Below are 25179 nucleotides of genomic sequence, written 5' to 3' on the forward strand. Positions count from 1 at the left end.
TCATGAATGCTACCCCCGCAGAAACCACCGGACCTGCCCTGCGCACACTGAGCGGGCTCCCCTTTTCCAAGGGGCACGGCACCGGCAACGATTTCGTCCTGGTGGCCGACCCCGAGGGGACACACATGATCCGCGCGGACCAGGCTGCGGCGCTGTGCGACCGGCACCTCGGGATCGGCGCCGACGGCCTGATCAGGGCGGTCCCGTCGCGCTTCCTGCCCGAGGGCCGGGAATTGCTGGCCGGTGCCCCGGACGCGGAATGGTTCATGGACTACCGCAACGCGGACGGCTCCCTGTCCGAGATGTGCGGCAACGGCGTCAGGGTCTTCGTCCACTTCCTGCGGACCGAGGGCCTGATCGACCTGCCCGACGGCGGATCGCTCACCATCGGCACCCGGGGCGGCGTCAAGACGGTGGTCCGCACCGGAGACGGCTATGCGGTGGACATGGGACCCTGGGAGTTCATCTTCCCCGGTGAAGCCAGCGCCAAGGCCATGGATTCCCTGGTCACCGCCGACGGGCTGGAGGTTGCCCGGCCGGCCCTGTCCGTGAGCATGGGCAACCCGCACACGGTGGTGGCCCTCGCCGAACTCTCGGAGCTCACCGGCACCCGGCTCTTCACCGCCCCGAAGGTCGACCCGGTACCCGCGAACGGGACCAACGTGGAATTCGTGGTGCCGGCAGAACCGCTGGTCCATGACGGCGTCGGGTCCGTAACGATGCGGGTGCACGAGCGTGGCGTGGGGGAGACCCAGTCCTGCGGGACGGGAGCCTGTGCTGCCGCCGTCGCCATCAGGCACTGGGCCGGGGCGGAAGCCCCGGACGCCTGGCAGGTCCACGTTCCGGGCGGAGTGGTGGGCGTAAAGTTCTTCGCCGGCCCTGGCGGCCACGAGCATGTGGAGCTCAGCGGCCCCGCCGTCATTGTGGCAAGTGGGACGCTTTCCTGACCTTCAGGATGCGGAAGGACTTCGACGTCGACTCGCGGGTCACGCTGAAGGAGCTGTCCAGTTCGGCGGCCAGCCAGCGCTGAAGCGAGTCAGAGCCAAGGTTCTTCTGCACCACCAGCCACGCCGTCCCGCCCTCTGCGAGGCGCGGCAGCCAGAGTTTGAGCAGGGCGTGCAGTTCGTCCTTGCCAATCCTGATGGGCGGGTTGGACCAGATGGTGTCGAAGCGGATCTCCGGATCCACGGCGCCGGGGGTGCTGGCGACCACGTTGGCCAGTCCCAGTGCGGCGGCGTTCTCGTTGGTCAGGGCGATGCAGCGTTCGTTGACGTCCACCGCGTAGACCCTTGATTCGGGGGCCAGCAGCGCCATTGTGAGCGCCACCGGACCCCAGCCGCACCCGATATCCAGGAGGTTGCCCTGGGGATTCGGGGCCGGAACTTCGGCGAGGAGCACCGCGGTGCCCTTGTCGATTCCGTCCGGGCTGAAGATGCCCGTGGAGGTCTGGAGCCGTCGCGTCTCCCCGGCCAATTCCACCGTCAAAGGCTTCCGGGTAAAGGGGCCGGCAGGGGACGTGCTGAAATAGTGTGCGGACTCCATAACTGGCCAGAGTAGTTCCCCCTGCAGCGTAATGGGAAACCGGCCTGAAGGCCCTCTGCTAGGCTGGATGGCATGTTCCTGATCTTCGAGTAGCCGGCACGGGCCATGCCCGTCCGCAGCCTGTCCTCCAGCGACAGTGCGTCCCGCAGCGATGCAGGTTCCCATGCCTTCCGCTTTGCGCACCGGCCAGACCGTTCCGTCTGAGCCGGCCGCCGGACAAAACTCGAAAGACAGCCCGTTGCTGCACTTCCTGCCTTGGTCCGGTCTTCCAGCCCTGCCGCCGTCCTGATGCGGCCTTCGAGCCCCCGCATCGCAGCCGGCGGCGAAACAACCAGGAGAACTGAATGACCGCAGGCCGTCAGCCCAGCGCGAATACTTATGAACTTCGAGCCAATCAGCACTATTCTGGAACTGCCGAATCTTCAAAGGAGACCATGACCAGCCAGCCCAATACCGGTTCCGATCCAGCCGCCCAGGACATGAGTCCGCAGGAGATCCAGGCTGTCATCGACCGGATCCTCGCCAAGGACGTTCCCGCCAAAAATGCCGGCACGTCCGGCGGTGAAGGCGGCAGCGGAAAAGCCGTGCTTGGCAAGGCGCAAGCCATTTCCCGGCTCGACGAAGAACATTCAACGTACGACGGCGACCAGCAGGACCTCGAGGAACGGCGCGCCCTGCGCCGCAGGGCAGGTCTGTCCACCGAGCTTGAGGACGTCACAGAGGTTGAATACCGGCAGCTGCGCCTGGAACGCGTGGTCCTGGCCGGGCTTTGGTCCGAGGGGACGCTGGCCGACGCCGAAAACTCACTGCGGGAGCTGGCGGCCCTGGCCGAGACGGCGGGCTCGGAAGTCCTCGACGGACTGGTGCAGCGCCGCGACAAGCCGGACCCCGGGACGTTCCTGGGTTCCGGCAAGGCGCAGGAACTCAAGGACATCGTCACGGCCACCGGCGCGGACACCGTGGTGGTGGATGCCGAACTGGCACCTTCCCAGCGCCGTGGCCTGGAAGACATCGTCAAGGTCAAGGTCATCGATCGAACAGCGCTGATCCTGGACATCTTCGCCCAGCACGCCAAGAGCCGCGAAGGCAAGGCGCAGGTGGAACTGGCGCAGCTGGAATACCTGCTTCCCCGCCTGCGCGGCTGGGGTGAGTCGATGTCCCGCCAGGCCGGTGGCCAGGTGGGCGGTGCCGCCGCGGGCATGGGGTCCCGTGGCCCCGGTGAGACCAAGATCGAACTCGACCGGCGCCGGATCCGGACGCGCATGGCCAAGCTGCGGCGCGAAATCGCCGCCATGAAGCCGGCACGCGAGACCAAGCGGGCCAACCGCCGCCGCAATGAAGTACCCTCCGTGGCGATTGCCGGCTACACCAACGCCGGCAAGTCCTCGCTGCTCAACCGGCTCACCGACGCTGGGGTCCTCGTGGAGAATGCGCTGTTCGCCACCCTTGATCCCACGGTCCGCAAGGCTGAGACCGCTGACGGCCTGGGGTACACGCTGGCGGACACCGTCGGGTTCGTCCGTTCGCTGCCCACCCAGCTGGTGGAAGCCTTCCGCTCCACCCTCGAGGAGGTGGCGGACTCGGACCTGATCCTGCATGTGGTGGACGTGTCGCATCCCGATCCGGAAGGGCAGATCGCCGCGGTCCGGAAGGTCTTCAGCGAAGTCGACGCGCGCAAGGTGCCGGAGATCATCGTCCTGAACAAGGCCGATGCGGCGGACCCCTTTGTGGTGGAGCGGCTGAAGCAGCGCGAGCCTCGGCACGTCGTGGTTTCGGCCAGGACTGGGGAGGGCATCCCGGAACTGCTGAAGGCCATCAGCGACTCCATTCCCCGGCCGTCGGTCAAGATGGAGCTGCTCATCCCTTACGAGCGCGGGGACCTGATCAGCAAGCTTCATGAGTCCGACGCCGAGATCCTTAGCCTGGACCACATCGAGGCCGGTACCAGGGCTGCGGTGATGGTGCGGGAGGGCCTCGCGTCCGAACTGGAACAATTCGTCGTCAATGACTGACGTCGCAGCCGGCGAAGCTGCGCAGACGGCGGGCGAGCAGTTCGTTATCGAACTGCTCGACCGCGCCGTCGCCGGCATGGGCGGACAAAGCCGCACCGGACAACACGAAATGGCCCGCCAGGTGGCCAGGGCGATCGAAACCGGCAACCACCTGTTGGTCCAGGCCGGTACCGGTACCGGCAAATCGCTGGCCTACCTGGTACCGCTGATCGCCCACGCCCTGGAGAGCAACAAGCCTGCGCTGGTTTCCACGGCGACCCTGGCGCTCCAGACCCAGATTGTGGGCAGGGACCTGCCCCGGCTCCTGAAGAACATCACGCCGGCGCTGGACCGGCCGGTCAAGGTTGCCCTGGTCAAGGGCAGGTCCAACTATGTGTGCCGCCACAAGCTTGAAGGCGGGTTCCCGTCCGAGGAACCGTCGGAGGGGCAGCTGTTCTCCCTGGGGGAGGACACCAGTGTTCCGCACTTCGCGGCCTCGGTGGGCGGCCCGTCGTCGCAACTGGGCAAGGAAGTGGTGCGGCTCCGCGAATGGGCGGAGAAAACGGCCACCGGCGACCGTGACGAACTGCTGCCTGGAGTGACCGACCGTGCATGGCGGCAGGTGTCGGTCACCTCGATGGAATGCCTGGGGGCCCAAAAATGTCCCATGGCTGCCGAATGCTTCAGCGAACTCGCCAGGCAGGACGCCGCCGAGGCCGACGTGGTGGTGACCAACCACGCGATGCTGGCCGTCAGCGCGTTCGAGGGCCTGGCAGTCCTGCCTGAATACGACGTCGTGGTGGTGGACGAAGCGCACGAACTGCAGGACCGGGTGACGGGAGCCGTGTCCGGGCAGCTGTCCGTGGCCATGGTCCACGCTGCCGCTTCCGGCGCACGGAAACATACCGCCATCACCGTTGATGCCCTCAACGCCGCAGCTGCCAACCTCGAAATGGCCATCGCGGCCGCGCCCAACGGACTGCTCCCCAACGGGCTGAACGATGAACAGCTTGACTGCGTGGACCAGCTGCGTGAAGCGTGCAGGGCTGCGTTGTCCGATTCCAAAGGGGACAGCAATACCACGGCCGACGGCGGCCGGCAGCTGGCGCGTTCCCGGCTGATGCTCATCCTGGAACTGTGCGAGCGGCTGATCGCTGCCCGGGAAAACCGGGAAGTGGTGTGGTTCTCCCGCGCCAGCACCTTCGATCCCGGCCAAGGCTATTCGCAGCCCGATGACAGCGCACCGGTCCTGATCAACATTGCGCCGCTGTCCGTCGCCGGCAGGCTGCGGGAGGGGCTCTTCGCAGACCACACCGTGGTGCTGACCTCTGCCACCCTGGCGATCGGTTCCGCCTTCGAACCGGCCGCGGGAGGCCTGGGCCTGATTGGCGACGGCGCGCCCAGCTGGACGGGCGTGGATGTTGGCTCGCCCTTCGACTACCCCAGGCAGGGCATCCTTTACGTTGCCGGCCACCTGCCCAAGCCTGGCCGGGGCGTTTCCCCGGAGGCCCTGGCCGAACTCGAAGCGCTCATCAAAGCCTCCAACGGGGGAGCGCTCTGCCTGTTCTCCTCGCGGCGGGCGGCCGAAGAAGCCGCCGATGCCCTCCGCCCGAAACTCGACATGACTGTCCTCTGCCAGGGGGAGTCGACCATGACCGCCCTGGTCAAACAATTCGCGGACGAACCGGACACCTGCCTCTTCGGAACCATGTCCCTGTGGCAGGGCGTCGACGTTCCCGGTGGATCCTGCCGGCTGGTAGTGATTGACCGCATCCCGTTCCCGCGGCCGGACGACCCCCTCATGACGGCGCGTTCACGTGCCGTGGCGCAGGCAGGGGGGAACGGATTCATGTCTGTTTCCGCCACCCACGCTGCCATCCGCCTCGCCCAGGGGGCCGGCCGCCTGATCAGGTCAACCGGGGACAAAGGCGTGGTGGCAGTCCTGGACTCGCGGTTGGCCACAGAACGCTATGCGGGATTCCTGCGCGGCGCCCTGCCCCCGTTCTGGGCCACTACTGACCGAACCAAGGCGCTGGCAGCCCTTACCAGGCTGGGCGCCGACGCGTCCTGAGGACCGCCGGACATCGCCTGCGCGGGTGCCGCGCAGGCGTCCACAGGCTAAAGCGAACGCAGGACTGAGACGACCTTGCCCATGATGGTGGCATGGTCCCCCAGGATGGGTTCGTATTGGGTATTCTGCGGCAGCAGCCACGTGTGGCCATCGCGCTGGCGGAAGGTCTTGACGGTCGCCTCATCATCCAGGAGTGCAGCGACGATGTCCCCGTTGGCAGCGTCGGCCTGGCGCCGCACCACCACCCAGTCGCCGTCGCAAATGGCGGCATCCACCATGGAATCGCCGGCCACCTTCAGCATGAAGAGCTCGCCCTGGCCCACCAGCTGGCGGGGCAGCGGCATGACATCTTCGACGAGCTGTTCGGCAAGGATGGGGCCGCCGGCGGCAATCCGGCCCACCAGCGGAACCATGGCCGTATCCAGCGCCGTGGGCAGCTCTGTAACTGTGGCGCTGCCTCCGGCGGCCTGGGGGGCAGGAGACGTGGCCCCGCCTTTGCCCCCGCCGTCCAGGGTGAGCGGCATCAACACTTCCATGGCACGTGGCCGTTTGGGGTCGCGCCGGAGGTAGCCCAGCTTTTCCAGCTGCGAGAGCTGATGGGTCACGCTTGACAGGCTGGCAAGGCCGACCGTGTCGCCGATCTCGCGCATGGACGGCGGGTATCCGTTGTCATTAACGGAGCGCTGGATGGTCTCGAGGATCTTCTTCTGCCGGGGCGTCAACCCCTTGTTGGTCCTCTTGGATTGCGGGGCGGTCCTGCCCCCGGCGGCTGCTGCTGCCATTTTCGCCATTGCCTTTCGCTTGCCGCCGGAACTTCCGCCGGACGCTGTTCCGCGGTGCCGGTGGAAGGACTCCCACTGTCATTGTCAGACCCTGCTGTTCAACTTCAGGAGTGGTTGTTCTTGGTTCCAAAACTAGGCCAGCCATAGTGCTTTTTCAAACATTTGTTCTAGCGAGTCTCGACAATGTTCGTTGATAGGTGCTAAAACTTAACCAGCAAAGTTCGAATATGTGTTCTAACCAGCAGATGCCTCCTTCGAATACGCAGCCGGAAGATGTGCGCGGCGGCGGAATGGAACGGCAAGGGCGTTGCCGGGCGGACACCCGGGCAGCACGGCAAGTCCAGGAGGGCTTAGTTCATGTCAGCTTTATCTCTTCACCAGGTTTCACCTTCTTCTGCACCCCTGCGGCTGACCCGCCGGGGGAGGATCGTCCTGATCGGGGTTCCGCTTGTAGTCCTGGCTGTTCTCCTGCTGTCACTTTCCGGGTTCTTCCATTCCCCGGCCAAGGCCTCGGATTCGGCCGCGGACCTCGCGGTGACACCCACCGTTACGGTGACGGTGCAGCCCGGGCAGTCGTTGTGGGCCATTGCCGGTGCCGTCGCGCCGGGCCGGGACGCCCGCGACGTCGTGGCGGACATCGTCCAGCTCAACAACCTTGAGGCCGGCACCGTCCTTCCAGGCCAGCAGCTGTTCGTTCCCACGCACTGAGTGGCTGCCACGGAGATCCGTGTGGTGCGCTGCAGGCACCGCCTCGCTCCTGGCCGTGCCGGGAGCGAACAGGAACCGTCACATTTTCCGGCGGTTGCCGCGGCAACTAAACTGTTCAGGTGAACCAGCAGCTAGAACGTCTGAACCGGCTTCCCCTCCGCAGCAACCTTCGTGGACTGACTCCCTATGGGGCTCCCCAGTTGGACGTCCCCATCCTGCTGAACGTCAACGAAAACACCCATGGTGTTCCTGCCGATGTGCGGGCCGCCATCAGCGCCGCCGTTACGGAAGCCGCCGCGGGCCTCAACCGCTACCCGGACCGCGAGTTCACAGCGCTCCGGAAGGCCCTGGCGGAATACCTCGGGCATGGGCTCGACGAAACCAACCTATGGGCAGCCAACGGTTCCAACGAGGTCCTGCAACAGATCCTCCAGGCTTTCGGCGGTCCAGGGCGCACAGCCCTAGGCTTCCCGCCCACGTACTCCATGTACCCACTGCTGGCCAGTGGAACGGACACGCAGTACATCACCGGGGAACGCGCGGAAGGCTACGACCTCAGCGCTGAGTCCGCAGCCCGCCAGGTCAAGGAACTCCAGCCGAACATCGTATTCCTGTGCTCGCCCAACAATCCCACCGGGACCGGACTTGGGCTGGACGTCGTGGAAGCCGTCTATGACGCCGGCGCGGACAGCCAGGCCATCGTGATCGTCGATGAGGCTTACCACGAGTTCGCACACGACGGAACGCCGAGCGCACTGACCCTGCTGCCCGGCCGTGAACGGCTGATCGTCTCCCGCACCATGAGCAAGGCCTTCGCCCTGGCCGGGGCACGGCTCGGCTACATGGCCGCCGCCCCCGAGGTCGCCGATGCCCTGCGGCTGGTCCGCCTGCCGTACCACCTGTCCGCCATCACCCAGGCCACCGCCCTTGCGGCCCTCGAACACCGCGAAGCGCTGATGGCCGACGTCCAGGACATCAAGAAGCAGCGGGACCGCATCGTAGCCGAGCTGACCAGGATGGGACTCAAGCCCGCAGCGTCGGACTCCAACTACGTGTTCTTCGGCGGCCTGGAAAACCCGCACCAGGTCTGGCAGGAACTCCTTGACGCCGGCGTGCTCATCCGCGACGTGGGCATCCCCGGCCACCTCCGGGTCACGGCGGGCACTGAGGCGGAAACCACAGCCTTCCTGACCTCCCTGGAACGCATCCTTGCCGGCCACGCCGCGCTTCACGCCTAGACTTGATACTGCGGCGCTGGACGCCTTGAACCACTTCTTCTCGCACAAAGGATCCTTCACCATGAGTTCAACCGGATCGAATACGGCTGCAGCCCGGACGGCCCGCATGGAGCGTGCCACCAGCGAGTCCTCCGTACTCGTGGAGATCAACCTGGACGGTACGGGAGTCTCGGACATCGACACCTCGGTGCCGTTCTACGACCACATGCTGACGGCCCTGTGCAAGCACTCCCTGATCGACATGACGGTCAAGGCCACCGGTGACACCCACATCGACGTCCACCACACCGTTGAGGACGTCGCCATCACCTTCGGTGAAGTCCTGCGGACCGCCCTCGGCAACAAAGCTGGCATCCGCCGGTTCGGTGAGGCGACAGTCCCGCTGGACGAGGCCCTCGCCAACGCGGTGGTGGACGTTTCCGGCCGCCCCTACCTGGTGCACGGCGGCGAACCCGCCGGCCAGGAATACCACCTCATCGGCGGCCACTTCACCGGGTCCCTGACCCGCCATGTCTTTGAGGCCATTACGCTGCACGCCGGTATTTGCCTCCACATGAACGTGCTGGCCGGCCGCGACCCCCACCACATCGTCGAAGCGCAGTTCAAAGCCTTTGCCCGCGCCCTCCGCGCCGCCGTCGAACCGGATCCCCGGGTTGAGGGCATCCCCTCCACCAAGGGTGCCCTGTGAGCGGCCAGGAACTGAAGGACGGGGCAATCATCGACCCCTCGGCCTCGCGCAGGCTGCCGTCGCCCGAGGGCAAGCCCACCGTCACGGTGCTGGACTACGGATCCGGGAACGTCAGGTCCGCGGTGCGCGCCCTCGAGCGCGCCGGCGCGGAAGTGATCCTGAGCGCCAAACCGGAGGATGTCCTGAACGCGGACGGCCTGGTGGTGCCCGGCGTCGGCGCGTTCGAAACCGTGATGCGCGAACTCAAGGCCGTGGACGGCATCCGGCTTATCGGCCGGCGCGTGGCCGGCGGCCGCCCGGTGCTTGGCATCTGCGTCGGCCTGCAGGTCCTGTTCGAGGCCGGCGTGGAACACGGCACTGAAGCCCAAGGCATCGGTGAATGGCCCGGAAAGGTGGAGGCCCTCCCAGCGGAGGTCGTACCGCACATGGGCTGGAACACCGTCAAGGTCCCCGAGGGCTCAAAGCTCTTTGCCGGCGTCGAGAACGAACGGTTCTACTTCGTCCACTCCTACGGCGTGCAGGAGTGGAACTTCGACGTCATCCAGCCACGGATGGCACCGCCACTGGTGACCTGGTCCGAGCACGGCGGCCCGTTCATCGCCGCCGTCGAAAACGGCCCGCTCTGCGCAACCCAGTTCCACCCGGAAAAATCCGGCGATGCCGGCGCGCGGCTCCTGCGCAACTGGGTGGAGGGCCTGCGCAGGCCTGCCGGCGCCGGTTCCGGCGCCCCGGCCCACGCCGGCAGTGGCGCCTAGATGTGGTCCGTACTCCTGATGGGCCTCGCCGGCCTGCTGATTGGCGGCGGCATCTCGTTCCGGCAGCAGGCCAGGCCCCTCTGGCTGCAGGTGTCTTTCTACGCCCTGGCTGCCATGTCACTGGTTGCCGCCTACCTGCTCACGCTGCCGGGCAATTAACCGCCCGGGAAACACGGAGCATCAACGGCCCCGGCCGGCCCCCGATTTAGTCCCCACCGAAGAACCAACACCGAGGATGAGTATGACCACCGCACATGACCTGCCGGTACTTGAACTCCTGCCAGCCGTCGACGTCGTCAACGGCCAGGCCGTCCGGCTGGTCCAGGGCGAGGCGGGCAGCGAAACCAGCTATGGAACCCCCCTCGAAGCTGCGTTGAACTGGCAGCAGCAGGGTGCCGAATGGGTCCACCTGGTTGACCTGGACGCAGCGTTCGGGCGCGGTTCCAACGCCGACCTGCTTCGCGAGGTGGTGGGCCGGCTGGACATCAAGGTGGAGCTCTCGGGCGGCCTCCGCGACGACGAAACCCTGGAGGCAGCGCTCGACCTGGGCGTCGCCAGGGTCAACCTGGGGACCGCGGCACTGGAGAACCCCGATTGGACCGCACGGGCCATCGAGCGCTTCGGCGACAAGATCGCCGTCGGCCTGGACGTCCGGGGCACCACCCTGGCCGGCCGTGGGTGGACGAAGGAAGGCGGGGACCTGTGGGACGTCCTGGGCCGCCTGGAGGAGGCCGGTTGCGCCCGCTACGTGGTCACCGATGTGACCAAGGACGGCACCCTGCAGGGCCCGAACGTTGAACTCCTGCGCCAGATGGTGGAGAAGACCGGCAAGCCCGTGGTGGCCTCCGGCGGCATTTCCAGCCTGGACGACCTCAGAGTCCTCCGGTCGCTGGTTCCCCTGGGCGTGGAAGGTGCCATCGTGGGCAAGGCACTCTACGCCGGCGCCTTCACGCTGCCCGAAGCCCTCGACGTCGCCGGCCGCCGCTAGGCCCGGGGAAGCAGTCCGGCCATGCCCAGCTCCGAAGAACCGGTAAGCCCTCCCGCCCGCCACCTGCCCGGCCATATTGCGGCGGCGCTGGCGGGCGCCGGCGGTGCCACGGATTCCGCGGGCCAGCCTTGGGCCGGCCGCAGCCTGGCTGGGGACGATGCGAAGATCCACAACTTCGAGGACGACGACGGAACGGCCGACGCCGGCTACCTCACCGCAATTGCCGCGCTCCGGGAGGGGCGGGGCGACGAGGCAGCCGTCGTTGCCGCACTGGCCACGGCCCGTGTCTTCATTCCCATCGTGGCCCAGCTCGCCGAAGAGGCCGCGACAGCGCACGGGCTGCACGCGGACAAGCAGGCGGACATGGCACTGGTAACGCTGAAGGCCGCCGACGGCAGGACCGCGCTGCCGGCATTCACTTCTGCGGCCGCTCTGTCCGCTTGGCATCCCGAGGCCCGGCCGGTAGCCGTCTACGCCGCCCGGGCGGCCCTCTCGGCTGTTGCCGAAGGGGCGGAACTCCTGGTCCTGGATCCGGGTGCGGATGTGACGTTCGTGGTGCGCCGGCCGGGCGTTTGGGCCCTTGCCAAGCAGCACGGCTGGACCCCTTCCTACACTGACCGGGACCTGGCCGCCGAAATGGGCAACGCCGCCGCCGGCTTTGCGGCCGTCCGCGGCGTCGAACTGCTGCCCGGCAGGGGAGTGGCCGCCCAGGCCGCCGACGGGTCCATAGTCCCCGGTGGCGGTACCGGGCCGGAACTGCAGGTGGTGCTGTACCTCGAGGACGGCCTGGACGCGGCCGGTGTCCAGGAACTGGTAGCCGGCCTGCAGGCGGAGTGGTCCCGGAATGTATTGTTTGGGGAGCGCGTCGATTCCCTTGAAATCAAACTGAGGCGCGCGCCCGACTAGCCGCCAGCCGGATGGGTGATCCCCGCCGGGGCTGCGGCGCATCCGAAGGACCGCTTTCGTGAATTTCGCTCTCTACCGGGAGTTGCTTGCCGTTCGGCCCATCCGCCGGCTGCTGCTGGTGGGCATGGTTGCCCGGATCCCGCACTCGGCCGCCGGCGTTCTGCTCACCCTGCACATCGTCCTCACCCTGGGCCAGGGCTATGCCGCCGCCGGTGCCGCCGCGGCCGTCATGACCATCGGCATTGCGCTGGGTGCGCCGTGGCGTGGCAGGCGCGTGGACACCGTGGGTCTTCGGACCGCGCTCATTCCATCGGTGATCTCGGAGACGGTGATCTGGTCGGTGGTGCCCCACGTGTCCTACCAGTGGCTCCTTCCGCTGGTCTTTGTGGGCGGCCTGCTCACGCTCCCCATCTTCAGCGTGGTCCGTCAATCCCTGGGCGTCCTGGCGGAGGGCGAGCAGCGCCGCACCGCGTTTGCCCTCGACGCCATCACCACCGAAGTGGTCTTCATGATCGGCCCGGCCGCCGGCGCCGTGGTGGCCACCAGCGGCTACACCACCGCAGGACTCACGGTGGTGGGCGTTTCGACGTCGCTCGCCGGCCTGTTCCTCATGTGGTTCAACCCGCCCACCCGCAGCGAGGGCCTGAGCCTGGAATGCGCAGAGGATGAGCAGCATGCTGCCGAGGCCGCGGTGGTGTCCACGGCCCCGGCGCATGTGCAGGAAGCCGCTGCCGAACTGGCGCCCGCCGGGGCGGCCACCAGCGCCGCGCAGGGCCTTCGGGGAAAGCTGGCGGGCGGCTTTTCCTGGTTCACCGCAACAGTCGCAGCCCTCTTCGCCGTAGCGGCCGGCGCCGGAATGGTCCTCAGCGGCACCGACGTCGGCATCGTCGCTGCACTGGAAATCGGCGGCCACCAGAGCGAGATCGGGATCGTCTTCGTCTTCTGGTGTGCGGCTTCCGTGGTGGGCGGTTTGATCTACGGGGCCATGCACCGGCCCGTCCCGCCCATCTTCCTGCTGCTCGGCATGGCCGCCCTGACCCTGCCCATGGCTTTCGCCCACGACACCTGGACGCTGGCCCTCGTCTCCGTCCTGCCCGGGCTGCTGTGCGCCCCCGTGCTGTCCGCGGCCTCAGAGAAAGTGGCGGACCTGGTGTCCGAGGAGCGGCGCGGGGAGGCGATGGGCTGGTACGGCTCCGCGTTGACCGCCGGAGTTGCGTTCGGTTCGCCGCTGGCCGGGGTCTTCATCGACGTCATGGGCCCCTCCGGCGGTTTCGTTTCCGTCGGAGCCGCCGGCGTGGTGCTCTGCGTCGTAGGGCTTGCGCTCCAACAGCGGCGCCGCCGGCCGGCCGCCTGAGCGGTCCCGCCCAGCCGTGGAGTTAAAGCGCGACGGCGGGACACCCGCAAAGGGGGTGTCCCGCCGTCGGACGGTGCCTGGGGGAGTTGGGCTTTAGTTGACTGCCCCGGTGTACTTTTCGCCCGGGCCCTTGCCCGGTGCATCCGGAATCAGTGACTCTTCGCGGAAGGCCAGCTGCAGGGACCGCAGGCCGTCGCGCAAGGGTCCGGCGTGCTGGGATCCGATCTCCGGGGCAGCTGCGGTCACGAGTCCGGCCAGTGCGGTGATCAGCTTCCGGGCCTCGTCGAGGTCCTTGAGTTCGGCTGCGTTGTCCTCCGCGGCCAGGCCAAGCTTTACCGCGGCGGCGCTCATCAGGTGTACGGCCGCCGTGGTGATGACCTCGATGGCGGGAACTTCGGAGATGTCGCGGATCTGTTGTGAAACGTCTGCGCCTGCGTTGCCGGGCTCGAAGACGTATGAATTACTGTCTGGGGTGCTCATACTGGTAAGCTTGACACAGACCGACTGGATGTAGTTATTTCAGGGATTGTCCTAAACGATCAGGTTCCCAGCAGCGCTTCGCGGCGTTGACGGGAATTTTTTCTGTAGAATGGCATCCAGTTTGCAAGCGGAGTTCTCTCCCACCCGCGTCAGCCGTTGTCCCGCCCGTTCCTCTGGAACCCGCAGGGACGCAAGGTTGCCGGGTACCTGGTTGGGCATGAGCCGGCATTTGCCGGGACTGTGCACGTGCAGCCCTTTTCGGGTTGCCGGTCCAACCTCTTTGAGGCCTTCGATTGCTCCGGCAATTGGGGGCCTTCTTCATTTGCCGGACTCAACAACAAACACAGGAGCTTTAACATTAGCGAGCCAAGAATCAATGAGCGTATCCGCGTCCCCGAGGTGCGGCTGGTCGGCCCTGCAGGTGAACAGGTAGGAATCGTCCGTATTGAGGATGCCCTGCGCCTGGCTGCCGAGTCCGACCTTGATCTCGTTGAAGTTGCACCTCAGGCGAAGCCTCCGGTGTGCAAGCTGATGGACTTCGGCAAGTACAAGTACGAGGCCGCGGTCAAGGCACGTGAGGCCCGGAAGAACCAGACGAACACTGTTCTGAAGGAAATCCGCTTCCGCTTGAAGATCGACACCCACGACTACGAGACCAAGCGCGGCCACGCCCTGCGCTTCCTCGGCGCCGGGGACAAGGTCAAGGCCATGATCCAGTTCCGTGGCCGCGAGCAGCAGCGTCCGGAGATGGGCATCCGCCTGCTCCAGCGCTTCGCGGACGACGTCGCCGAAGTCGGCGTGGTGGAGTCCAGCCCCCGCATCGACGGCCGCAACATGGTCATGGTGGTTGGCCCGCTGAAGAACAAGGCAGAAGCGAAGGCGGAGGCACGCCGTGCCACCCAGCGCGCCGAAGCCAAGGCCGAGAATGAAGCCAAGGCTGCGGGCCGGGTAGACACCTCCGGCAAGGACCAGGCTCCCATGACCCAGTCGCTGGCGGACCTCCTGCCGGAAGGCTTCACCGTCTCCACCGAGCCGGAGGCACCTGCCGCCGACAACGCTCCGGCCGAAGCGCCTGCTGCCGCTCCTGAGCAGGAAGCACCGAAGCAGGAAGCACCGAAGCAGGAGGCTCCGAAGCAGGAAGCCCCCAAGGCTCCGGCTCCGAAGCAGGAAGCGCCGAAGGCTGCTGCTGCCCCCAAGGCTGCTGCACCGAAGGCCGCCGCGCCGGCGCCCAAGCCTGCAGTTGCCGCCAAGCCGGAAGCGGCTGCGCCGAAGCCGGCCGGCGTGCCTGCGCCGCCCAAGCCGGTGGCCAGGCCTGCTGCACCGAAGCCTGCTGCACGCCCTGCCCCCAAGGCAGTGCCGAAGCCGGCCGGTAAGAAGACCAACTAGTTCACAGCTGCCGGGCATGCTCCGGCAGTCAGCAACCAGCATGCTGCCCGCGGGGGTGGCTGCGCGATAGAACTGCCGGCCCCCGGGCCCGCAGAAACGTAAGGAGATCGGTTCCCATGCCGAAGATGAAGACCCACAGTGGTGCTAAGAAGCGCTTCAAGCTGACCGGCAGCGGCAAGCTGCGCCGCCAGCAGGCCAACCGCCGCCACTACCTGGAGCACAAGTCCAGCCGCCTGACCCGCCGCCTTGCCGGCGACAAGATCGTCTTCAAGGGCGACGCCAAGGTCATCCGGAAGATGCTCGGCATCTAGTTTCCAAGTTTATTGATGGACCGCCCGCCGGTGGTCCGTCACCTGCCAAACAGCCTTCTCAGGCCGCCGGAACACCGGCAACAGATGCTTGGGATCAGATTTTCGAAGGAGTACGCACGTGGCACGTGTGAAGAGGGCGGTCAACGCCCACAAGAAGCGCCGGGTTGTTCTTGAACGGGCGAAGGGCTACCGCGGACAGCGGTCGCGCCTGTACCGCAAGGCCAAAGAGCAGCTGCTGCACTCGTTTGTGTACAGCTACGGTGACCGCAAGAAGAAGAAGGGCGACTTCCGCCGCCTGTGGATCCAGCGCATCAACGCTGCATCCCGCGCCAATGGCCTGACCTACAACCGCCTCATCCAGGGCCTGAAGGCCGCCGAGGTCGAGGTTGACCGCCGCATGCTGGCCGAGCTTGCCGTCTCTGACGCCAACGCCTTCGCCGCACTGGTCCAGGTGGCCAAGGACTCCCTGCCGGCAGACACCTCCGCCAAGAAGGTTGCCGCAGCTTAGCAGCCGCTGCCACCCCTCGCCTGAGGGGCCAGTTCAGGAACTCGAAGCGTCAGCTACTACAGTTCTTGTATGAACGAATCCGGGCGCCCGCAAGATCTTCCACTGTCCAACCCCCGAGCCGATCGGGTCAGGGACGTGGCAAAACTTGCAGGGCGCCCGGCCCGTTTAAAGCGCGGCCAGTTCCTTGCCGAGGGGCCGCAGGCGGTCCGGGAAGCCCTCAAGCTCCACCAGCAACGCCTTGCGTCCGGCGCCGAGGGGATCGTCACTGAGGTCTTCGCCAGCGAAAGCTGCCTTGACCGTTTCCCCGAATTCGAAGAACTTGCCGAAGGCACCGACGCCCGGCTGGCCACCGACGAGGTCCTGGCGGCCATGGCGGACACCGTCAATCCGCAGGGCATCGTCGCCGTCTGCCGTTTCGTGGACGTTGAGCTGGCGGACGTGCTCGACGCCGCACCCCTCCTGATTGCCGTGCTGTGCCAGGTCAGGGATCCCGGGAACGCCGGCACGGTCCTGCGCGCAGCCGATTCGGCAGGCGCGGACGCAGTGGTCTTCACCACCTCCAGCGTCGATATCTACAACCCCAAGGCCGTCCGCTCCACCGCGGGCTCGCTGTTCCACCTTCCAGTGGTCCTTGCCGCGGACCCCGCAGAACTGGCTGCGGCATGCAAGGCCCGCGGCATCGGGATCCTTGCGGCCGACGGATACGGGCAGCTGGACCTCGATGTCCTGCAGGACGAGAACGCCCGCCGCCGGCTCACCGGAGCCGGCCCTGCATCCGAATACGACCTTGCTGCGCCGACCGCCTGGTTCTTTGGGAATGAGGCCCAGGGCCTCTCCGAAGAGGAGCTTGCACTGGCAGACCACCGGGTTGCGGTCCCGGTATACGGCGCGGCCGAAAGCCTCAACCTTGGAACGGCGGCCACCGTGTGCCTCTACGCCAGTGCCCGTTCCCAGCGCCGCCCTGCATCACCGTCCCAGGACCTCAACGGATAGTGCACTCGGGCACAAAGAAAGGCCCCGGAAATCCGGGGCCCGTTGAGTGTTGCTGGACAGATTAATCAGGGTGCGCGAGTGGCTTGTCCGCGTCCGGTGACGGCTCCGTAGATGCCGGCGACAACCAGGCCGCCAACGATAGCGAGAATCCAGGTGCCGAGGTCGAAGAAGGCAAGATCGCCCTTGTTGAACAGGAGGCTGCCAATCCAGCCGCCAACGATGGCTCCAACGACACCCAGGATGAGGCTGGTGACCCAGCCGCCGCCGACCCGTCCGGGCATAACGGCCTTAACGATGGCCCCGACAATCAGGCCCAAAATAATCCAAGCAAGAAAACCCATGTCTCCTCCTTATTGTGACCGGGATTAATAGTCCCGATGAGCCTCAAGCTAACATACGCACCCGGCAAAGTCAGTAGCTCCAAAGCGGGCGTTGCCGCATCGTTAAGACCCGTCACGGGTGGCCTGTTTACTGCTGCCGGACCGGCGATGGGGCCGCCCGGGACGGGTGGCCGGCCGGCTCAGGCAGCAAGCGGCCTTTTGCGCTCCAGCAGTCCGCTGAGCAGGGCGACGCTGAAGCCGAGGACCGCAAGGACAGCGCCCACCAGGGCGGGGGCGACAAAGCCCCACCCCAGCGCGATGACCAGCCCCCCGAGGAATGCGCCGAGTGCGTTGGCGACATTCAGCGCGGCATGGTTGAGGGACGATGCCAGCGACGGGGCATCGGGCGAGGCATCGAGGAGGCGGGTCTGGAGGGCCGGGATCAGCATGGATCCGGATGCGCCCACCACGAACACCATCACCATGGCACTCCACGGCCAGTGCGCGGCCAGGGCATAGACGACCAGGGCCACGGCAATGGCGGGGAGGACCCGGTAGAGCGTGCCCATGACCGATTTGTCGGCCAACCTGCCACCCACGATGTTGCCGGCCACCATCCCCAGCCCGTACAGGGCAACCACCAAGGGAATCCATGCTGACGGGATACCTGCCACTGCGGTCATGGTGTGCGCGATGTACGTGTAGGTGGCGAAGAAGCCGCCGAAGCCAACAATGCCCACCAGGAGTGCCAGCCAGACCTGGAGCCGCTTGAGGGCGCCGAGTTCACGGCGGATGCTCGCGTCGGGGTGGGCGGCCTGGAACGGTACGAACTTCCACACCATGAGCAGTGCCAGCAGGCCGATGGCACCCACCAGGACAAACAGCAGGCGCCAGCCGAAGGTTTGGCCCAGCCAGGTGGCGAACGGAACGCCCACCACGTTGGAGACGCTCAGGCCCGCCATGACCATGGAGATGGCCCAGCCCCGGCGGGTGGGCGGAACCAGGGACGCTGCAATGACGGCCGCGACTCCGAAGAACGCCCCGTGGGGCAGCCCGGCCGCAAAGCGGGACACGAGCATCGACCCGTAGTCGGGGGCCATGAATGAGGTCAGGTTGGCCACCGTGAAGAACAGCAGCAGGCCCAGGGCCAGCCTCTTGCGGGGCAGCTTAGCGCCGACGGCGGCCAGCAGGGGAGCCCCTACCACCACTCCCAGCGCATAGGCGGAGATCAGGTGCCCGGCTTCCGGGGTGCTGATCCCCAGGCCCTGCTCCACTTCCTTGAGCAGGCCCATCATGGTGAACTCGGTGACGCCGATGCCCACGCCGCCCATGGCCAGGGCAAAGATGGCCAGGCCGACGTTGGGGGTCTTGGTACGGGCTGCCGTGGACTGGGAAAGGACGCTGCTCATATGCCTGCTTCTCACAAGGTGGAACTGGAAAGGGGGACGCCACGGCTATGGGGCAGGAAGGTCCCGACAGTGGAGCCAACCCTTGGCGGGAAGGATCTGTTCCCTGAAGAAGGAATGCTGTTCCGGGCCCCTTCCATTGTGGCCCATAGAATGGGCCGGTGACTGGACTGATACAGGTAGTAGGCGGAGCCGTGGTGGACAGGTTGGCTAATCCAACCGCCCTTCTGGTGGCGCGGCGCAGCGCTCCCGAGCACCTGGCCGGTCTGTGGGAATTCCCGGGGGGAAAGGTGGAACCGGGTGAGGCGCCCGAAGCCGCCCTGGTCCGGGAGCTGGCCGAAGAGCTGGGAATCGGCGCAACGCTGGGTGCAGAACTGCCGGCGGAGGCGCCGGCCGGCTGGCCGCTCAACGACCGGGCCAGCATGAGGGTCTGGTTCGCCGAGGTGGCCAGTGGCGAGCCAGCGCCGCTCGAAGACCACGACGAACTGCGCTGGATCCGGCTGGAGGACAGGGCAGCTGTCCTTGGCCTGCCCTGGATACCGGCCGACTATCCGATTGTGCACGCACTCCTGGACTCCGTGGCTGCGATGGTGCCGGGGAAGGGCCAGGCCCACGCCTGATACGCCAGGCTGCCTAGAACAGGGAATCCTGCACCGCGGACGGCGACGCTGAAGCAGCCGCGGGACCGTCGGGAGCCGCGGTGGGGATGCTCCCCGCCGGGTACGCCGCCTCCTCGGCCCGTGGATCGTCAAGGTCCCGGTGGCTGAAGCCGGAGGTCTGCGTAAAGCCGTAACGGGCCTTGAAATACCGGACCCTGCCCGCAAGCCACACCCGGTACTCCTTGGACGCATAGGAACCGGTTCCGTAGAGCCGCCGGTAGCGTCCGGCCAGTGCGGGGTGGTGGGCAGCAATCCACTTCATGAGCCATTCCCTGGTACCCGGCTTCAGGTAGAGGGCGCCGGCGGTGACGCCGGTGGCTCCCGCGGCGGCCAACGAAGCGAACAGGGCATCCAGGGCTTCGTCGCTGTCGGAGAGCCACGGCAGGATGGGCATCGCCATGACGCCGCAGGGCAGGCCTGCCTCGCGCAGCCGTGACACCAGTTTGAGGCGCGCCCTGGGCCCGGGAGTGCCGGGTTCGATTGCCTCGGAGAGGGCTTCGTCGGTCATGGCCAAGGAGATGCCAAGCCCCACGGGTACCTGGGCTGCGGCGCTCTTGAGCAGGGGAATGTCCCGTGCCAGCAGGGTCCCCTTGGTGAGGATGGACAAGGGCGTTCCCGACTCCGCCAGGGCGTTGATGATCCCCGGCATCAGTTTGTACCGGCCCTCGGCCCGCTGGTAGGGATCGGTGTTGGTGCCCAGCGCCACCTGCTGCCGGGTCCAGGAGGCCTTGTTCAGTTCCTTCCGGAGAATCTCCGCGGCGTTGACCTTCACCACCACCTGGCTGTCGAAGTCCGTGCCGGCGTCGAAGTCCAGGTACGTATGGCTTTTGCGCGCAAAGCAGTACACGCAGGCGTGGCTGCAGCCGCGGTAGGGATTGACCGTCCATTCGAACGGCATCTTCGATCCGGCCGGGACCTTGTTGAGCACCGATTTGGCGGTGACCTCGTGGAAGGTGATCCCGGCGAACTCCGGGGTGGTGACGGAGCGGACCAGGCCTGCCAGCGGCAGCAGCGCCGGAACTGGTCCACCAGGGGTGTCCGGCGTTTGCACCAGTGCTTGCGCTTCCCATCTCATGACACCCATTCGAAAACATGTTCGAATTTAAGTCAAGGGTGCCGCGCCGTCCGGAACCGCCTCCTGGCGACGCCGCAGCTTCGTTACCTGCCCTCGCTGCCGGGCAGCAGCTCCCACGTCACGTCCACCCTTGCCTCCACCCGGCTTACGCCCGGTTCCACCGACGGGCCCTCCGTGGCGGATGCCCGCTGAATGCCGGCCAGCGGCACCGGTCCCGCCGCCGGACGCGGTTCGGTGACAGCCAGGACCCTCCCCAGCCCGGCCGAGGCCAGCGCGGCAAACTGCCCGGCTGAGCTGAGTGCGTCCTGCCAGGCGGCGTCACGGGCCCGTGCCCGGACCGGGGAATCGTCAGAAAGGACCAGCTGGAGGCTGTTCAAGCGGACATCGTCCCCGGCGGCGAGGACAGCCTCGGAGACTGTGGCCGAGGCCGTACCGAGATCCCGCAGCCGGACGGTCACGCTGCTCGATGCCACGTAGCCCACGAGCCGCTGGCCTTCACCGTCCCGCCAGGCGAGGTCGGCCCGGACGGCCAGGCCGGCCGAGCGGATATCGTCCGGGGCAACACCGCGGCCCCGCAGCACCGAGGTGGCTGCCGCCAGGCGTGTGCCGGCGGCCGCATACGCTTCAGCCACCGAGGCGGCGCGGCACTCCACGCCTACGGAGACCAGCATCAGGTCCGGGGTGGCTTCCGCCCATCCGGTCCCCGTGACGGTGATGGTCCCGGGATCCAAACGGGAATGGATATCCTGGGCAGTCACGCCTGCCTCCCCGCCGCGATGGGGTAGCCGCCGGCTGCCAGCCCGGCCCGCCGTTCAAAGATGTTCGCGGTCCCCGGATTGCCGGTGCGCAGCAAAGACCAGGCGGCGGCCGCGAGGTACAACGGGAGGAACGGCGGCCCCAGGCACCACGCGTACTGGCTGCAGTGCCGCTCCTCGTGTCCCAGGAGTGCGGGCCGCGACAGCAGGTCCGCCGCTGTGCTGCGGCACAGCACCACGTTGCCCAGGGTGAAGGCCTGCGCAAGCGGCAACTGCCAGCGGTAACCGGCAGCAATGAGCAGTCCGCGCGGGCCGCGGCTGACCTGTGTCCGGGCGGCAAGGGCGACTGCGAGCCCGGCCAGGGTGCTCCCGTTGAGGAGGTTGGCTGCCCGCCTGAGCCGCTGGGCCGTCGTCGTGCCATCAAGGGAACCCGCGCGCTGCCGCAAAGTCATGAGGCCATGGTAACCGGAGGGTTCTACTAGACTGGAGGGCAGTGGCCGCCGGTCCTGCCGGCGAGCCCTGACCTGGTCATTGAATGACACTGACGTTCAGCGCATTCATCCATGACCTGCCGGCGACGGACGGGCCGCGCGGGAAACCGTGCATGGCTGACCGGCCGCCGGCAGCCACGACTCGTAGCTAAGAACAGTAGATGACTGAAACTTTGCCGGGCGCCGCCATCCCGAACCCCACGGATGAGGCCGCCATCAACGCCGCTGTAGACCAGGCCATCACCGCCATCGCCGGTGCGGCCACCCTTGACGAGCTGAAGGCGGTACGCCTTGCCCACAGCGGCGAGAAATCCCCGCTCAGCCTTGCCAACCGCGAAATCGGCAGGTTGCCCAAGGACCAGAAGGCGCTCGCCGGAAAGCTGATGGGCGCCTCCCGCGGCCGGGTCAACAAGGCGCTCGCCGAGCGCGCCGAGGTGCTCGAAGCCGAGAACGATGCCCGGATCCTGGTCGAGGAAACCGTGGACGTCACCGCCGCCCCCCGCCGCCGCCGTGCCGGTGCGCGCCACCCGCTGTCCACCCTGCAGGACCGCGTCGCGGACATCTTCGTAGGCATGGGCTGGGAGATCGCCGAAGGCCCCGAGGTGGAATCCGAGTGGTTCAACTTCGATGCCCTGAACTTCAAGCCGGACCACCCCGCCCGCGAAATGCAGGACACCTTCTTCGTGGAACCGCCCGAAGCGCACCTGTTGATGCGCACCCACACCTCCCCGGTGCAGGTCCGCTCCATGCTCGAGCGCGAGGTGCCCATCTACGTGCTGTGCCCGGGCAAGGTGTTCCGCACCGATGAGCTGGACGCCACCCACACCCCGGTGTTCCACCAGTTTGAGGGCCTGGCCATCGACAAGGGCCTGTCCATGGCGGACCTGCTGGGCACCCTGGAGCACTTCACCCGCCAGATGTTCGGCGAGGAGGCGAAGGTCCGCCTGCGCCCCAACTACTTCCCGTTCACCGAGCCGTCTGCCGAACTGGACATCTTCCACCCCGGCGCCAAGGGCGGTCCGCGCTGGATCGAGTGGGGCGGCTGCGGCATGGTCAACCCCAACGTCCTGCGCGCCGCCGGCATCGACCCGGACGTCTATTCAGGTTTTGCCTTCGGCATGGGCATCGAGCGTGCCCTCATGTTCCGCAACGAGGTTGCCGACATGCACGACATGATCGAAGGCGATGTACGGTTCAGCGAGCACTTCGGGATGGAGATCTAACAGTGCGTATCCCACTTTCCTGGCTGCGGGAATTCGCAGCAGTACCGGCCGGAGCAACGGCCGAAGACGTCATGGAAGACCTGGTCAAGGTCGGCTTTGAAGAAGAAGCCGTCCACCGTCCCACGGACACCCTCCAGGGCCCCGTGGTGGTGGGCCAGGTCCTGAGCCTGGTCAAGGAACCGCAGACCAACGGCAAGACCATCAACTGGTGCCAGGTCCGCGTAGTCCCCGAAGGCAAGGAACAGACCCTCACCGGGGACGGCATCGACCCCTCCGGCGTCCAGGGCATCATCTGCGGCGCGCACAACTTCGTCGAGGGCGACAAAGTGGTGGTCACGCTGCCCGGCGCCGTGCTGCCCGGCGACTTCCGCATCTCAGCCCGCAAGACGTACGGACACCTGTCCGCCGGCATGATTGCCTCGGTCCGCGAACTGGGTATCGGCGAGGACCACGACGGCATCCTGGTGCTGTCCCGCATCGGGCTGGACCCCGAGGTGGGCACCGACGCCATGGAGCTCCTGGGCCTGTACGACCAGGCAGCCGAAATCAACGTCACCCCGGACCGCGGCTACGCCTTCTCCATCCGCGGCGTGGCCCGCGAATACGCGCACGCCACCGGCACCGCCTTCACGGACCCCGCATCCAGGGTCCAGGCACCGGCCGAACTTTCCGGCGGCTATGGCGTCAAGCTCAACGACGACGCCCCCATCTACGGCAAAGCCGGCTGCGACCGGTTCGTGGCCCGCACCGTCCGGGGCGTGGACGCCACCCGTCCCACCCCGCCATGGATGGTCTCCCGGCTCCGGCTCGCCGGCATCCGCTCCATCTCCCTGCCGGTGGACATCTCCAACTACGTCATGCTCGAACTGGGCCAGCCCACGCACTGCTACGACCTGGACACGCTCTCCGGCGACATCGTGGTGCGCCGCGCAGCCGCGGGGGAGATGATCACCACCCTGGACGGCAAGGAACGCAAGCTCGACGCCGAGGACCTGCTCATCACGGACGACTCCGGCGCCATCGGCATCGCAGGCGTCATGGGCGGGGCGGCCACCGAGGTGAGCGACTCGACGTCGAACATCCTGGTTGAGGCGGCGCACTTTGACGACGTTTCCATCGGCCGCTCCCGGCGCCGGCACAAACTGCCGTCCGAGGCGTCGAAGCGCTTCGAACGCGGCGTGGACTGGCAGGTGGCGGGCGTCGCCGCCCAGCGCGTGGTGGACCTCCTGGTGGAACTGGCCGGCGGCACTGCCGACGAAGCCGGCACCGACGTCGGGACCGCCCCGGACACCGTCACCATCGAGCTGCCCGCAGGCTTCGCTGCCGAGCGCATCGGCATCGACTTCACCGAGGACCAGATCGTCACCTCGCTGGAGGACCTGGGCGCCGCAGTCGTGAAGAACGACGGCGGCTGGACCGTGACGCCGCCGAGCTGGCGCAGCGACCTGGAGACCAAAGAAGACCTCACCGAGGAGATCGCCCGGCTGGTGGGCTACGACAAGATCCCCGCCACGCTGCCGGTCGCCCCTCCGGGCCGCGGCCTGACCCGCGTCCAGCAGCAGCGCCGCCGCCTCATCCAGGCACTGGCCGACGCCGGACTCACCGAGGTCCTGTCCTACCCGTTCGTCTCCAAGGCGGCCAACGACACCTTCGGCGTGGCAGAAGAAGGAGGGGCGCGAACCGCCCTCAAGCTGGCCAACCCGATCAGCGAGGAGCACGGCTACCTGCGCACGTCCATCCTGCCCGGACTGATCGAGGTGGCCAAGCGCAACCACTCCCGTGGCTTCCGGGACCTGGCCCTGTTCGAATCCGGCCTGGTGTTCCTGCCCGAGGGGACGGTGGGCACGGCCTCCATCCCGCCGCTGGGTGCCAAGCCTGCCGATGAGGTTCTTGACGCACTGTACGACGGCGTCCCGAACCAGCCGTTCCACATCGCGGCAGTCTTCACCGGCCACGACTCCCCGGCCGCTGCGGCCCACACGCCCCGCGCATGGGACTGGGCCGACGCACTGGACGTGGCCCGGCTTGCCGGCGACGTGCTGGGCGTTGACCTGGTGGTCAGCCAGGGCAGCCACCAGGCGTTCCACCCCGGCCGCACCGCCCGGCTGGCGCTGCGCACGGGGGAGACCGTCGGCTACGCCGGTGAACTGCACCCCAAGCTGCTGGCTGCCTCGGACATGCCCGCCCGTTCGGTGGCACTGGAACTCGATGCCGATGCCCTGTTCGAGGCCGCCCCTGACGTGATTGTGGCCCGCCACATTTCCACGTTCCCGGTGGCCACGCAGGACGTGGCGCTCGTGGTCCCGGCCGACGTGCCCGCAGACGACGTCCTTGCCGCCCTGCGCGAAGGCGCCGGAGAGCTGCTGGAAGACGTGGCGCTGTTCGACGTTTACGCAGGCAAGGGCATCGAGGACGGCAAGAAGTCGCTGGCCTTCGGGCTCCGGTTCCGGGCCGCAGACCGCACCCTGACCGCTGACGAGGCGTCAACGGCGCGTGAAGGCGCAGTTGCACTGGCTGCCGAACGTTTCGGAGCTGTCCAGCGGTAGGTC

Annotated in this window: 26 protein-coding genes; 18 read left to right on the forward strand and 8 right to left on the reverse strand. The window is 67.2% G+C overall.

Annotated features, from left to right (window positions below):
* The first annotated feature begins 2 nt into the window (after positions 1–2).
* Entirely contained in the window at positions 3–947 is a 945-nt protein-coding gene (gene dapF, locus ACZ9J7_RS14565; protein ID WP_476210365.1) for a diaminopimelate epimerase, read from the forward strand.
* On the opposite strand, the gene ACZ9J7_RS14570 is transcribed toward dapF, so the two are convergent.
* On the reverse strand, positions 919–1542 hold the full coding sequence (locus ACZ9J7_RS14570) for a class I SAM-dependent methyltransferase (protein ID WP_476210367.1): 624 nt from the start codon (positions 1540–1542) through the stop codon (positions 919–921). The genes dapF and ACZ9J7_RS14570 overlap by 29 nt on opposite strands.
* Positions 1543–1976: 434 nt before the next feature.
* Here ACZ9J7_RS14570 and hflX point away from each other — a divergent pair, with 434 nt between their 5' ends.
* Positions 1977–3554, forward strand: a complete 1578-nt coding sequence (gene hflX, locus ACZ9J7_RS14575; protein ID WP_476210368.1) for a GTPase HflX — start codon at positions 1977–1979, stop codon at positions 3552–3554.
* On the forward strand, positions 3547–5604 hold the full coding sequence (locus ACZ9J7_RS14580) for an ATP-dependent DNA helicase (protein ID WP_476210370.1): 2058 nt from the start codon (positions 3547–3549) through the stop codon (positions 5602–5604). The genes hflX and ACZ9J7_RS14580 overlap by 8 nt, the downstream gene beginning before the upstream one ends.
* A 47-nt stretch (positions 5605–5651) precedes the next feature.
* Here the strand turns inward: ACZ9J7_RS14580 and lexA are convergent, their stop codons facing one another.
* Positions 5652–6386 (reverse strand): transcriptional repressor LexA, encoded by a 735-nt coding sequence (lexA, locus tag ACZ9J7_RS14585; protein WP_476210371.1) that lies wholly within the window; start codon positions 6384–6386, stop codon positions 5652–5654.
* 357 nt (positions 6387–6743) lie between these two features.
* Between lexA and ACZ9J7_RS14590 the strand changes: the two genes are divergently transcribed.
* The 8 genes from ACZ9J7_RS14590 to ACZ9J7_RS14625 all read left to right on the forward strand — a co-directional run bounded on the left by ACZ9J7_RS14590 (position 6744) and on the right by ACZ9J7_RS14625 (position 13023).
* On the forward strand, positions 6744–7094 hold the full coding sequence (locus ACZ9J7_RS14590; RefSeq protein WP_476210372.1) for a LysM peptidoglycan-binding domain-containing protein: 351 nt from the start codon (positions 6744–6746) through the stop codon (positions 7092–7094).
* Between the two features lie 119 nt (positions 7095–7213).
* Entirely contained in the window at positions 7214–8332 is a 1119-nt protein-coding gene (locus tag ACZ9J7_RS14595; protein ID WP_307492916.1) for a histidinol-phosphate transaminase, read from the forward strand.
* Between the two features lie 61 nt (positions 8333–8393).
* The gene (gene hisB, locus ACZ9J7_RS14600; protein ID WP_141160952.1) at positions 8394–9020 is read left to right on the forward strand and encodes an imidazoleglycerol-phosphate dehydratase HisB; all 627 of its coding nucleotides are present in this window, start codon (positions 8394–8396) and stop codon (positions 9018–9020) included.
* A complete protein-coding gene (hisH, locus tag ACZ9J7_RS14605) occupies positions 9017–9775 on the forward strand; it encodes an imidazole glycerol phosphate synthase subunit HisH (RefSeq protein ID WP_476210374.1) in 759 nt (252 codons plus the stop codon). Before hisB ends, hisH begins: the two co-directional genes overlap by 4 nt.
* The gene (locus ACZ9J7_RS14610) at positions 9776–9934 is read left to right on the forward strand and encodes a hypothetical protein (protein ID WP_168223112.1); all 159 of its coding nucleotides are present in this window, start codon (positions 9776–9778) and stop codon (positions 9932–9934) included. It begins immediately after the preceding gene.
* Positions 9935–10016: 82 nt separating this feature from the next.
* The gene (priA, locus tag ACZ9J7_RS14615) at positions 10017–10763 is read left to right on the forward strand and encodes a bifunctional 1-(5-phosphoribosyl)-5-((5-phosphoribosylamino)methylideneamino)imidazole-4-carboxamide isomerase/phosphoribosylanthranilate isomerase PriA (RefSeq protein WP_476210377.1); all 747 of its coding nucleotides are present in this window, start codon (positions 10017–10019) and stop codon (positions 10761–10763) included.
* A gap of 21 nt (positions 10764–10784) precedes the next feature.
* Positions 10785–11669, forward strand: coding sequence for an SseB family protein (locus ACZ9J7_RS14620; RefSeq protein WP_476210378.1), 885 nt, complete (start codon positions 10785–10787; stop codon positions 11667–11669).
* A 58-nt stretch (positions 11670–11727) separates the two neighbouring features.
* Positions 11728–13023 carry an MFS transporter gene (locus ACZ9J7_RS14625; RefSeq protein WP_476210379.1) on the forward strand — a complete coding sequence of 432 codons (1296 nt, stop codon included), beginning with the start codon at positions 11728–11730 and terminating at the stop codon, positions 13021–13023.
* 93 nt (positions 13024–13116) lie between these two features.
* Here ACZ9J7_RS14625 and ACZ9J7_RS14630 read toward each other — a convergent pair whose 3' ends face one another.
* Entirely contained in the window at positions 13117–13503 is a 387-nt protein-coding gene (locus ACZ9J7_RS14630) for a DUF1844 domain-containing protein (protein WP_476210380.1), read from the reverse strand.
* A gap of 399 nt (positions 13504–13902) precedes the next feature.
* Between ACZ9J7_RS14630 and infC the strand changes: the two genes are divergently transcribed.
* The 4 genes from infC (at position 13903) to ACZ9J7_RS14650 (ending at position 16701) form a co-directional block, all read left to right on the forward strand.
* The gene (infC, locus tag ACZ9J7_RS14635; protein WP_476210382.1) at positions 13903–14889 is read left to right on the forward strand and encodes a translation initiation factor IF-3; all 987 of its coding nucleotides are present in this window, start codon (positions 13903–13905) and stop codon (positions 14887–14889) included.
* A 116-nt stretch (positions 14890–15005) separates the two neighbouring features.
* Positions 15006–15200: a 50S ribosomal protein L35 gene (rpmI, locus tag ACZ9J7_RS14640; protein WP_009358635.1), complete on the forward strand. Its 195-nt coding sequence runs from the start codon at positions 15006–15008 to the stop codon at positions 15198–15200.
* Positions 15201–15318: 118 nt separating this feature from the next.
* Positions 15319–15708 (forward strand): 50S ribosomal protein L20, encoded by a 390-nt coding sequence (gene rplT, locus ACZ9J7_RS14645; RefSeq protein ID WP_018763610.1) that lies wholly within the window; start codon positions 15319–15321, stop codon positions 15706–15708.
* 69 nt (positions 15709–15777) lie between these two features.
* The gene (locus ACZ9J7_RS14650) at positions 15778–16701 is read left to right on the forward strand and encodes a TrmH family RNA methyltransferase (protein ID WP_476210400.1); all 924 of its coding nucleotides are present in this window, start codon (positions 15778–15780) and stop codon (positions 16699–16701) included.
* Between the two features lie 65 nt (positions 16702–16766).
* Here the strand turns inward: ACZ9J7_RS14650 and ACZ9J7_RS14655 are convergent, their stop codons facing one another.
* Together ACZ9J7_RS14655 and ACZ9J7_RS14660 are read right to left on the reverse strand one after the other, a co-directional pair.
* Positions 16767–17042, reverse strand: coding sequence for a GlsB/YeaQ/YmgE family stress response membrane protein (locus ACZ9J7_RS14655; protein ID WP_476210401.1), 276 nt, complete (start codon positions 17040–17042; stop codon positions 16767–16769).
* A 179-nt stretch (positions 17043–17221) separates the two neighbouring features.
* Positions 17222–18430 (reverse strand): MFS transporter, encoded by a 1209-nt coding sequence (locus ACZ9J7_RS14660; protein WP_476210402.1) that lies wholly within the window; start codon positions 18428–18430, stop codon positions 17222–17224.
* A 158-nt stretch (positions 18431–18588) separates the two neighbouring features.
* Here ACZ9J7_RS14660 and ACZ9J7_RS14665 point away from each other — a divergent pair, with 158 nt between their 5' ends.
* Entirely contained in the window at positions 18589–19047 is a 459-nt protein-coding gene (locus tag ACZ9J7_RS14665) for a (deoxy)nucleoside triphosphate pyrophosphohydrolase (protein WP_476210404.1), read from the forward strand.
* A 13-nt stretch (positions 19048–19060) separates the two neighbouring features.
* Here the strand turns inward: ACZ9J7_RS14665 and ACZ9J7_RS14670 are convergent, their stop codons facing one another.
* The 3 genes from ACZ9J7_RS14670 to ACZ9J7_RS14680 form a co-directional block, all read right to left on the reverse strand.
* On the reverse strand, positions 19061–20161 hold the full coding sequence (locus ACZ9J7_RS14670; protein WP_476210405.1) for an Rv2578c family radical SAM protein: 1101 nt from the start codon (positions 20159–20161) through the stop codon (positions 19061–19063).
* Positions 20162–20244: 83 nt separating this feature from the next.
* Positions 20245–20919: an SIMPL domain-containing protein gene (locus ACZ9J7_RS14675; protein ID WP_476210406.1), complete on the reverse strand. Its 675-nt coding sequence runs from the start codon at positions 20917–20919 to the stop codon at positions 20245–20247.
* Complete coding sequence (locus tag ACZ9J7_RS14680; protein ID WP_476210408.1) at positions 20916–21368, reverse strand: hypothetical protein; 453 nt, start codon at positions 21366–21368, stop codon at positions 20916–20918. The genes ACZ9J7_RS14675 and ACZ9J7_RS14680 overlap by 4 nt, the downstream gene beginning before the upstream one ends.
* A gap of 200 nt (positions 21369–21568) precedes the next feature.
* Between ACZ9J7_RS14680 and pheS the strand changes: the two genes are divergently transcribed.
* Positions 21569–22630 (forward strand): phenylalanine--tRNA ligase subunit alpha, encoded by a 1062-nt coding sequence (gene pheS, locus ACZ9J7_RS14685; protein ID WP_141160940.1) that lies wholly within the window; start codon positions 21569–21571, stop codon positions 22628–22630.
* 2 nt (positions 22631–22632) lie between these two features.
* Complete coding sequence (pheT, locus tag ACZ9J7_RS14690; protein ID WP_476210410.1) at positions 22633–25176, forward strand: phenylalanine--tRNA ligase subunit beta; 2544 nt, start codon at positions 22633–22635, stop codon at positions 25174–25176.
* Positions 25177–25179 lie beyond the last annotated feature (3 nt).

The sequence above is a fragment of the Pseudarthrobacter sp. TE9888 genome (assembly GCF_056279345.1).